The organism is Hydrocoleum sp. CS-953, assembly GCF_002260545.1.
Taxonomy (GTDB): domain Bacteria; phylum Cyanobacteriota; class Cyanobacteriia; order Cyanobacteriales; family Microcoleaceae; genus Trichodesmium.
On the sequence record NZ_LGSU01000190.1, the window covers coordinates 1 to 2,393 of the forward strand.

Below are 2,393 nucleotides of genomic sequence, written 5' to 3' on the forward strand. Positions count from 1 at the left end.
CTATATAAATATACTGATGTATTATTACTATTAGAACATAAGTCATCTTGAGCAGTAAATTTAAAGATATTTAATCAAATTATTTAACTTCACAAAAATATATTTTTTTCTATATGAAATATGATTTTTATGATATGATACTAATCAAATCAAAAGCCTAATCATAAATTTATTAATTTCCCAAGCAGTAAAATATGAGATTTGTATATCCATTGACGACTACATTATTAACAGTATTTTGGTTAACTGTTCCAGTATTTGCTCAGTCTAAGTCTAATTCTATGGAACGGATCAAAACTATTCAGCGTTTATTATCTACTTATGAATGTCCAGGTTGTGATTTGAGCGAAGCTGACTTAAGTGAAGCTGATTTGAGTGAAGCAAATTTACTAGGAGCTAATTTACAAAAAGCAAACTTAAAAGACGCTAATTTAAGAGGAGCCATCTTAAGTAGTGCGAATTTAATTGATGCAAATTTAGCAGGAGCTAATTTGTCAGGTGCAATTATGCACAGTGCAACTATGCGACAGGCTAATCTCGAAAAAGCTGATTTGTCTTGGGCTGATTTATACCAAGCATATCTGGAGAAAGCTAAGTTAAATGGAGCCAATTTATCTAATGCAAATCTGAATCAAGCAAAATTAGAGGAAACTGATTTATGTGGAGCTACTCTACCTAATGGTAAAAAAGGAGATTGTTAATCAAGTTGATTAAAAAAAATTATATTATAGTTAAGTCTAAAATATTATTTAGGTATAGTTTTACGCCATAACAGAAATTTCATCAATTACTTTAATACGTCCTTTACAAATAGCTCGAAGTAGCCTATTGATTGAGCGCTTTTCATCTTCTGGCAAAGACTCATCAAATATAGCTGCCATTAACCCATAACGGTCGGCTAAGGTAATGTAACCTGTGGCATTCGCATGGGCAAAAAGGTCTCCTAATGCAGATGGAAGTAGATAAACAGGAGGTTCTTGATACATGAAAATCATATTTGAACTCTACATTTCTAGTATGGGCGATTTTTTATTATGACACGGTGATACAACATTAACGCAGTAAATGATTACACTTACAAAGTTTAGTGATTATAATCACCATTCTGCTGTGATTAAGAACAGAGTCCCTGACTCAGATAACAAATTAGTTGAGTATAGATTTTGAATTTTCCGGAAAACCGAATTTATAAAATGAATAAAGTAGGTGTACCTTACTTTTTTAGAGCAAATAGTTTAATAATGTCCCAACATTATCTGAAATTCCCAACTCAAAATTGTGATCAAATTCACAAAAATTTTTGTAAAAAAATGTTGACAAATTTGCTCTATAGAAGTTAAGATTATATTACAAAGCAAAATACAGTCAGCCTAATCCGGCATGAAAAGCACAGCAAGAGTGCTGCTGGAGCGGAGGAACCAAAATTAAGGGGCTTATCTCTAAATAGAAATCTTTGAGAAAGATATAGAGAAGGGCATCTCTCAGCCCTAGCCCGTCAGCTAACTTCGTAGGCATTGAGAGGAGAATGAAGAGTCAACCTTCTATAACAATTTAGACAGATTGTCGATTCAGAATCCTTGGTTGGTATAGGTCTGATTTGTTGCGCCCGATAAACCTGACTCTGACGATCTAGAAAAATGGCAGAAAAACTGAATAATTCCCTTTTTGCGACGCTTGCCGTAGTTTTTGCAATACCTCAACAAGCTGTATGGAAGCGCATTGGTCGCTTCGTCATGCCTGATTTAATTTTATTGCCGGCATTAGGATTTTTTTGGGTAATCATGCTGTGGTCTATGGTTAATACCTTTGTCACAACATTTATGCCTAGCCCTTGTTTACCAACAGTCATCAGCACAGTTATAAATGTATCTAAGGTTTCCAAAGGATACTTAGGAGTAGCACACGCTCTCTGGAGTTGTTCTGATGAAACTCATTATATAAATAGTTTATCTGTTCCTGAAGTTGTTTCTAAGCTTGAACAAACCTACGCATCCGTCTAATATTCACTCTCTCAATTTTAATAGGTGCTACCTTGTGAAAATTATATCATAACAAGGTAGTACCTATTATGCTAAATCTGGTTTATAGAGCATCATTTTCTGAAGATGAGGAGATAAAGTGTAGGGAAGATGGGGAGAGGATTTAATTTTACTTAGCATAAAATATCTTGAGTAAGCGAATCTGGTCTTATTTGAGAAGTTAGCCAACTACTATAGGAGGTTAAAGGTTTTTGACATCCCTCTATAGTATTCTGGAGTTGTTGTCTATTGGCTTTCAACCCAGATTGATTGTCCTAACTAAAAAAAACGGCGTTGGTAATTTGAGGTATGATACCATGTCCGGATAAGAGCGCGATAGAACTTCCCATCTCGTTGAGGCAACCAAAAAACTTT

3 protein-coding genes and 1 riboswitch are annotated in these 2,393 nt (G+C 34.4%); of the genes, 2 read left to right on the forward strand and 1 reads right to left on the reverse strand.

Annotation, left to right across the window (positions count from 1 at the left end; genetic code table 11):
* Nucleotides 1-194 precede the first annotated feature (194 nt).
* Entirely contained in the window at nucleotides 195-701 is a 507-nt protein-coding gene (locus AFK68_RS01565; protein WP_094671093.1) for a pentapeptide repeat-containing protein, read from the forward strand.
* A 60-nt stretch (nucleotides 702-761) separates the two neighbouring features.
* Here AFK68_RS01565 and AFK68_RS01570 read toward each other — a convergent pair whose 3' ends face one another.
* Nucleotides 762-986 (reverse strand): hypothetical protein, encoded by a 225-nt coding sequence (locus AFK68_RS01570; protein WP_094671095.1) that lies wholly within the window; start codon nucleotides 984-986, stop codon nucleotides 762-764.
* Nucleotides 987-1,357: 371 nt separating this feature from the next.
* Nucleotides 1,358-1,529, forward strand: a riboswitch (cyclic di-AMP (ydaO/yuaA leader).
* A gap of 108 nt (nucleotides 1,530-1,637) precedes the next feature.
* Here AFK68_RS01570 and AFK68_RS01575 point away from each other — a divergent pair.
* On the forward strand, nucleotides 1,638-2,000 hold the full coding sequence (locus AFK68_RS01575; RefSeq protein WP_094671097.1) for a hypothetical protein: 363 nt from the start codon (nucleotides 1,638-1,640) through the stop codon (nucleotides 1,998-2,000).
* Nucleotides 2,001-2,393 lie beyond the last annotated feature (393 nt).

Excerpts from the sequence above, each read along its gene's own strand:
- AFK68_RS01565 (WP_094671093.1), top strand. The coding sequence starts at position 195 with ATGAGATTTGTATATCCATTGACGACTACATTATTAACAGTATTTTGG.
- AFK68_RS01570 (WP_094671095.1), bottom strand. The coding sequence starts at position 986 with ATGTATCAAGAACCTCCTGTTTATCTACTTCCATCTGCATTAGGAGAC.
- AFK68_RS01575 (WP_094671097.1), top strand. The coding sequence starts at position 1,638 with ATGGCAGAAAAACTGAATAATTCCCTTTTTGCGACGCTTGCCGTAGTT.